This window comes from Mesorhizobium sp. M4B.F.Ca.ET.017.02.2.1, from assembly GCF_003998955.1.
In the GTDB taxonomy this organism is placed as follows: domain Bacteria; phylum Pseudomonadota; class Alphaproteobacteria; order Rhizobiales; family Rhizobiaceae; genus Mesorhizobium; species Mesorhizobium abyssinicae.
Genome location: NZ_RZOF01000318.1, coordinates 1 through 7,216 on the forward strand (window position 1 = coordinate 1; position 7,216 = coordinate 7,216).

A 7,216-nucleotide genomic window follows, 5' to 3' on the forward strand; every position below is an offset into this window, starting at 1 on the left:
GCCTGGGTCAAAGGGCCCTTGCCGGCGAACAGTTCGGGCACGATCTCATGCGCTCCGACGACCTTGATGCCGCGCTTTTCCAGAAAGCGCGTCAGGATCCGCAGCAGGCCGTCATCTCCGCGCGCCAGCCCCATCACCACCGTCGGCACGACCGCCAGCAGGCCAAGGCTCGGCCGCATGGCGCTTAATTTCGGCCTGCGCCTGATCTCGCCGGCCAGCACGAGATGGCTGATCCGCTTGCGCCTGAGCAACGGGACCAGCGAGCCGAAGTCTTCGAGCGCGAGTTGCTCGGCCTCATAGCCGGCGAGGTCCTGCTTGCGGTCGACCTCGCCTTCGGCAGCGATGATGACGGGCGGGTGCCCTTGCCTTGCCAGGCTGGCCGCGACTTCCACCGGCAGGCTGCCGCCGCCGGCGATGATGCCGACCCTGGAGCCCGGCGCGAGGTCTAGCTTGGCTCCGGCAGCCTCAGCCTTCGTCATCGGCATCGTCGCCGTCGCCGCCCTTGAGCGACGGGACGGCATAGTGCCGCTTGCCGCGACTGGCGATGAAATCGATGATTTTCATGGCCGTCGGCGAGGAGGCGAATTCCGCCTTGGCGAACTCGATGTTCTCGCCGACGGTCCGCGAGCGGTCGAAGATCGTCCGGTAGGCCTTGCGCAACAGGTGGATCTCGGCGCGCGGCAGGCCCGAGCGCTTTAGGCCGACGATGTTGAGGCCGCGAAGGCTGGCGCGGTTGCCGACGGCAATCGCATAGGGAATGACATCGCCGACGACTGCCGAACAGCCGCCGATGAAGGCGTTGTTGCCGATGCGGACGAACTGGTGAACGGCGGTGAGGCCGCCAATATAGACGTTGTCGCCGATCTCGCAGTGGCCGCCGAGCGTCGCGCCATTGGCGAAGGTGGCGTTCTTGCCAACGACGCAGTCATGGGCGATGTGGGCATAGGCGAGGAAATTGCCATTGTCCCCTACCGTCGTCTCGCCACGGCTGGAATCGGTGCCGAGATGCATGGTGACGCCTTCGCGGATCGTGCAGTTCTCGCCAATCACCAGCGTCGTGCGGCCACCCTTGTGCTTGGTGTTCTGCGGCGGCGCGCCCAGCGTCGCCATCGGATAGACCTTGGTACCGGCACCGACGGTGGTCGCGCCCATCACCGAGACATGGCTGACCAGTTCGACGCGGTCGCCGATCACGGCGTCGGCGCCGACATGGCAGAACGGCCCGATGCGGGCGCCCTTGCCGATGGCGGCGCCATCTTCGACGACGGCGGAAGGATGGATGAATGTCTGAATTGTCATGAGCATTTCGATCGTCAGCCGGTGACCATCATCGCCGAAATCTCGGCTTCGGCGGCCTTGGCGCCGTCCACCAGGGCTTCACAGGCGAATTTGAGCAGGTTGCCGCGCTTCTTGATTTTCTTGACGTGGATCTTCAACTGGTCGCCGGGGACGACCGGCTTGCGGAACTTGGCATTGTCGATGGTCAGGAAATAGACCAGCGAGGGTTTTTCAGCGTTGAGGCTGCGGATGCAGATGGCGCCGGCGGTCTGCGCCATGGCCTCGACGATCAACACGCCCGGCATCACCGGCTGATCCGGGAAATGGCCCTGGAAATGCGGCTCATTGATGGTCACGTTCTTGATGCCGACGGCGGAATCGTCGCCGTCGATGTCGACAATGCGATCGATCATCAGGAACGGATAGCGATGCGGCAGGAGCTTCATCAGCCCCAATATGTCGACCGCCTCGAGCGTCGCCACCATGTCAGCCATTCCCATCGCCCTGTTTGCGGGTCCTGGCCAGCTTGCGCAGCATCGCGATCTCGCGCATGGCCTCGGCCATCGGCTGCGCCGGATAGCCTCCCCAGATCTCGCCCGCCGGGACGTTGCTCATGAATCCGCTTCTCGCTGCAAGCTTGGCCCCAGGCCCAATGGTCAAATGATCGGCGAGGCCGACGCCGCCGCCCATGGTGACGCCGTCGCCGACGACGACGGAACCCGAAATACCCGAAAGTCCGGCTATAATGCAATTGCGGCCGATGCGGACATTGTGGGCGATCTGCACCAGATTGTCGATCTTGGTGCCCTGGCCGATGATTGTATCGGACATGGCGCCGCGATCGACGGTGGTGTTCGAGCCGATCTCGACATCGTCCTGGATGACGACGCGACCGATCTGCGGCACGCGCTCCGGCCCTTTGGCGCCGGCGACAAAGCCGAAGCCGTCCTGGCCGATCCTGGCGCCGCCATGGATGATGACGCGATTGCCGATCAGCGCATACTGCACGCTGGCGCCCGGGCCGACATAGCCGTCGCGGCCGATCTGGCAGGAATGGCCGATGACCGCATGCGGAGCAATGATGGTGCCGCTGCCGATCGAGACGCGCGGACCGATGACCGCGCCGGCCTCGACAACGGCGCCGGCCTCGACATGCGCCGACGGGTCTATGTGGGCATGCGGGGAGATGCCGGTTTCGCCGGTCATGGGCCCGGGTGTGGCCGCTTGCGGAAACAGCAGGCGCCCGACCAGCGCGAACGCCTGCTGCGGGCGCGGATGGGTGAGGACCGCGACGCCTGCCGGAGCCTTGCTCGCGAAGTCCGCCGGACAGAGAACCGCCGCAGCCTTGAGCGACGGCATAAGGGCGAAATTGCGCTTGCCGTCGACGAAGACGAGCGCGTCCTTGCCGCCTTCATTGGCCGGCGCCAGGGCTTCGATGGCAATATGGGATTGGGCGGAATCGACAAGCTGGGCGCCGGTCAGATTCGCGACTTCGCCTGCCGTATACCGGCGTGATGGCGCGAAGAACACCGGATCGGTCATTCCAGAAGCAATATCCAGCTTGGTCGGATCACTCTTCCGGACCGCAACGCGGCCCGGAAGCATTGTTACCCGCGGATCAGAAACGGGTCGCTATGCCGAAGTTGAATTCCTGCACGTCGTCGGTCGGTTGCTTCTTGACCGGCACCGCGTAGTCGATGCGGATCGGGCCGAAAGGCGAAGCCCACATCAGGCCGACACCAACCGAAGCGCGCAGCTTCATGTCGGTCGTCGACTGATCGACCAGGGCGGTATCGACCTTGCTGCCATAGAGCGTTGCCGCATCGGCAAAGACCGCGCCGCGCAGGCCGAAGCTTTCCGGGATAACTGGCAGCGGGAACTGGGCTTCCGCCGAGGCATTGAAATAGGTGGTGCCGCCGAGGTGATCGCCACTGGTGCCCGTGGCAACAGGTCCGATGCCGCCATAGGCGAAGCCGCGAATCATGCGGTCGCTGCTCTGGAAGTGATCGAAGATACGCAAGCCGTCGTCGCCATAGCCTTCGATGTGGCCGGCACCGCCGGAGATCAGGCCGACCAGATCCAACTGCTCGGAAAGGGTCTGGTAGACACTGCCGCGGCCCGTCACCTTGACGAACTTGGCATCACCGCCGAGGCCGGCCACTTCCGTGGTCACATTGGCATAGATGCCTTCATGCGGGTTCTTCATGTCATCGATGGTGTTGTAGGTCAGGCCGAGGCTGACCGACGACTTGATCCACGGACTTTCGTCAATACCCTGAACGATCGCCGCCGAGATATCGCAATCCGCGTCCGGAATCCCATCTTGCGGCGTGTCATCGCAACCACTGTCGAGCTTATACTTCTCCTGCGCGATGTTGTACGCCAGCTGCGTCGAGATGTTGTCGGTGATCGGCAGGCCGAAGCGCACGGTCGCGCCCAACGTCTCACTGTCGTAGTGATCGTAGTTGCGCGTCTGCTGGAAGACGTCGAAGCCGGCCGCGATGCGGCGCCCGAGGAAGTAGGGCTCGGTGAAGGAGAAGCTGTAGTCGCGCGAGTTCTTGCCGCCGCCCGCCGCGATCTTGATGTACTGGCCGCGGCCGAGGAAGTTGCGCTCGGTGATCGAGCCTTCGACGGACGGCCCCGCCGTCTCGCCGCCGGTCGAGTAGCCAGCGCCGACCGAGAACTCGCCGGTCGACTTTTCGACCACATCCACCACCAGCACGACCTGGTCGGGCTGCGAGCCCGGCACCGTCGAGATGTCGACTTTGTCAAAGTAATTGAGCGCTTCCAGGCGCTTCTTCGCGCGCTGGATGAGCACCTGGTTGAAGGCATCGCCTTCGCTCACATCGAACTCGCGACGAATGACATAGTCGCGCGTGCGGTCGTTGCCGCGGATTTCGATGCGCTCGATATAGGCCTTGGTGCCCTGGTCGATCGTATAGACGACCGAAATCGTGTGGTTCTCGAAATTGCGGTCGCCACGCGGCGTCACCTGGGCGAAGGCATAGCCGGAACCGGCAACCTTCTCGGTCAGCGCGATGATGGAGTCCTCGACGTCCTTGGCGTTGTAGACGTCACCCTTATGGGTTTCGACCACCGATTCCAGCGCCTTCGAGTCGACCTCGGGGATGGTGCTTTCGACACTGACGTCGCCGAACGTGTAGCGATCGCCTTCCTGGACGGTGATGGTGACCGTGTATTTATTGGTGGTGTCGTCGAGCTCGCCGACCGCGGAGACGACCTGGAAGTCGGCATAGCCGTGATTGTAGTAGAAGCGGCGCAGCAGTTCCTGGTCGGCGCGCAGCTTGTCCTCGTCATAGACGTCGTCGCGCAGCACGAAGGAAAGCCAGGACGAACGCTTGGTGGCGATGACGTCCGAAAGGCGGCGGCTCGAATAGGCGCTGTTGCCGACGAAATTGATCGCGGCGATCTGCGTGCGGCCACCTTCATTGATGTTGAAGACCACGTTCACGCGGTTGTCGCCGAGTTCCATGATCTGCGTCGTCACGGCGGCGTCGTCGCGGCCGATGCGGCGATACGCAGCCTTCACCGCATCGACGTCCGAATCGAGCGTCTGCTGGGAGAAGGTGCCGCGCGGCTTCAGCTGCACGGCGACTGCCAGTGCATTGTCCTTGAGCTTCTTGTTGCCCTGGAACAGGACCTGGTTCACGACCTTGTATTCGGAAACCTTGACGACCAGCGAGGAGCCGACCTGGTTGATCTGCACATCCGAGAACAGTCCGGTGCCGAACAGCGCCTTGACCGCATCGTCGATGTCGGAGCTGGAGAAGGCCTTGCCGGGCTTGATCTGGATGTAGTTGCGGATGGTGTCTGCGTCGACACGCTGATTGCCCGTCACCTCGACTCTGGAGACAACGGCCGCCTCGGCAGCTGATGTGGCAACGAACTGCACTGCGAGCGCGCCTGGCACAACCAGAGCGGCGGACAAAGCCACCGCGGACGCGGCGCTCAGAAACTTGGATGCTGCCTTCATCGGGCTTTTGTACCTTTTCTCGTAGTCCCCACGGCGAGAAAACCGGACGTGCGGTAATTTTCCCATACCGTATTAACCGGATTTTCCCTACACGCAAGGCTTCTGGTTAATTTGTAATTACTTAACCCTGGTGCGTGGCTTTCGCGTCACGCCTTACCCCTGTGCATGGTAAACGGCGTCTCAACATTGCGGCTGCTGAAGCCAAATTTCTTCATGATTTCAGCATCCAAACAGATCGTTCCAGAATACGAACCCCATGAAGCCGAGCACCAGAAGCAGCCCGGCCCGATAGGCCATTTCCATCATCCGTTCCGACACCGGCCGGCGGATGACCGCCTCCACGCCGTAGAACAACAGGTGGCCGCCGTCGAGAGGGGGAATCGGCAACAGGTTGAGAATTCCTATCCCCACTGACAGGAAAGCAACAAGCTGCACAAGCCACTCGAAGCCGAGTTTTGCCGCCTGCCCCGACATTTTCGCGATCTTGATCGGCCCGCCCAGCTGGCATTTGTCCTCGCGGCCGACGAGGAAACGCTGCAGGAACTGGCCGGTGCGCTGAATGACGTGACCGGTCTCTTCGACGGCCGCTCCCACCGCGCCGACCGGATTGTAGGTGATGACGCGCGGCTGGCCGAGTTCCGTGCTGTTGGCGACGCCGATCACCGCCACCTTGATCTTGTTGCCCAGCGCGTCCTGCTGCTCCATCGGCTCCGGCGTCGCCGTGAGCGTGATCTCCTTGCCGCCACGCAGCATGGTGAAGGCGATGGCGTCGCCGGCGCGACCCTGGACCAGGCGCTGGACGTCGGCGAAGGTTTCGACCGCGCTGCCATCGACTTTGACGAATCGGTCACCGGGCAGGATGCCGGCTTTCTCGGCCGGGCTGCCGGCGACAACCTCGGCCACCATCGGATCCAGCACCGGGCGGCCATAGACGGAAAACAGCACGGCAAAGACGGCGATCGTCAGCAGGAAATTGAACAGCGGCCCCGCCACCACCGTGGCTGCGCGCTTCCAGATCGGCTGGGTGTGGAAGGCGACAGCGCGCTCGGCAGCGCTCAGCGTTTCCAGGTCCTCGGCGCTAGGCTGGCTCGACGTGGCATTCATGTCGCCGACGAACTTCACATAGCCGCCAAGCGGTATGGCGCAGAGCTTCCAGCGCGTGCCGTGGCTGTCGTTGAAGCCGAAGAGCTCGGGGCCGAAGCCGATCGAAAAGGCCTTGACGCCGATGCCGCACAAGCGGCCGATGAGGTAGTGACCCATTTCGTGCACGAAGACCACCACGGTCAGCACGAACAGGAACGGCACCAGCGTGCCGAGGACGAAGCCTTCCGTGCTGAACAACGCGTGAAGAATCTCGTTCAAGTCGTGTCCTCAAGATCGTGCGCGACGCAGGCCGTGCCGCGACTGTGACATCAATCCAGGCGAATCCGTGGCGCAGCCCGTCTCTCGCCCTACGACATGCGGTTCAAACCGGAAACAGCCCCTGGGCCGGATGATCGGCGCCCGCCGATATCCATCCGATGACGTACAGGGCGAACGCCGCCGCGACAAGCCCGTCCACCCTGTCCATGACGCCGCCATGGCCGGGTATCAGGTTTCCCGAGTCCTTCTGCCCATGGCGACGCTTGACCCAGGATTCGAAAAGGTCACCGGCTTGCGAGACGACCGACAAAGCCAGGGCGACAAGGCCAACGATGCCGAGATTGCCGACCCCGGCCACCGCAGCCAGAAGCACACCCGCGATCACGCCGCCAATGGCGCCGCCGAGCGCCCCGCTCTGCGTCTTGCCGGGCGAGATCGACGGCGCCAGCTTGGGGCCGCCGACGGCGCGACCGACGAAATAAGCCGCTATGTCGGTCGCCCAGACGACGGCGAACAGGAAGAGGATCGCAATCAGGCCGGAATGGTCGCCGTCGCGCAGCATCGCCAGCGACAGGCCGGAGA

General features: G+C 63.4%; 6 protein-coding genes and 1 pseudogene. All 7 read right to left on the bottom strand.

Annotated features, from left to right (window positions below; all coding sequences use genetic code 11):
- Positions 1-479 (bottom strand): annotated as a pseudogene (locus EN738_RS27490) (UDP-2,3-diacylglucosamine diphosphatase LpxI); the annotation flags it as partial.
- Positions 466-1,299 carry an acyl-ACP--UDP-N-acetylglucosamine O-acyltransferase gene (lpxA, locus tag EN738_RS27495; RefSeq protein WP_127286424.1) on the bottom strand — a complete coding sequence of 278 codons (834 nt, stop codon included), beginning with the start codon at positions 1,297-1,299 and terminating at the stop codon, positions 466-468. The gene lpxA and the pseudogene EN738_RS27490, both read right to left, overlap by 14 nt.
- 14 nt (positions 1,300-1,313) lie before the next feature.
- Entirely contained in the window at positions 1,314-1,772 is a 459-nt protein-coding gene (gene fabZ, locus EN738_RS27500) for a 3-hydroxyacyl-ACP dehydratase FabZ (protein WP_127286425.1), read from the bottom strand.
- Entirely contained in the window at positions 1,765-2,820 is a 1,056-nt protein-coding gene (gene lpxD / locus EN738_RS27505; protein WP_127286426.1) for a UDP-3-O-(3-hydroxymyristoyl)glucosamine N-acyltransferase, read from the bottom strand. The genes fabZ and lpxD overlap by 8 nt, the downstream gene beginning before the upstream one ends.
- 76 nt (positions 2,821-2,896) lie before the next feature.
- Positions 2,897-5,272: an outer membrane protein assembly factor BamA gene (gene bamA, locus EN738_RS27510; RefSeq protein ID WP_127286427.1), complete on the bottom strand. Its 2,376-nt coding sequence runs from the start codon at positions 5,270-5,272 to the stop codon at positions 2,897-2,899.
- A 219-nt stretch (positions 5,273-5,491) separates the two neighbouring features.
- On the bottom strand, positions 5,492-6,634 hold the full coding sequence (rseP, locus tag EN738_RS27515) for an RIP metalloprotease RseP (RefSeq protein WP_127286428.1): 1,143 nt from the start codon (positions 6,632-6,634) through the stop codon (positions 5,492-5,494).
- Positions 6,635-6,737: 103 nt separating this feature from the next.
- The coding region (locus EN738_RS27520) for a phosphatidate cytidylyltransferase (protein ID WP_145966945.1) at positions 6,738-7,216 on the bottom strand (479 nt) is incomplete at its 5' end.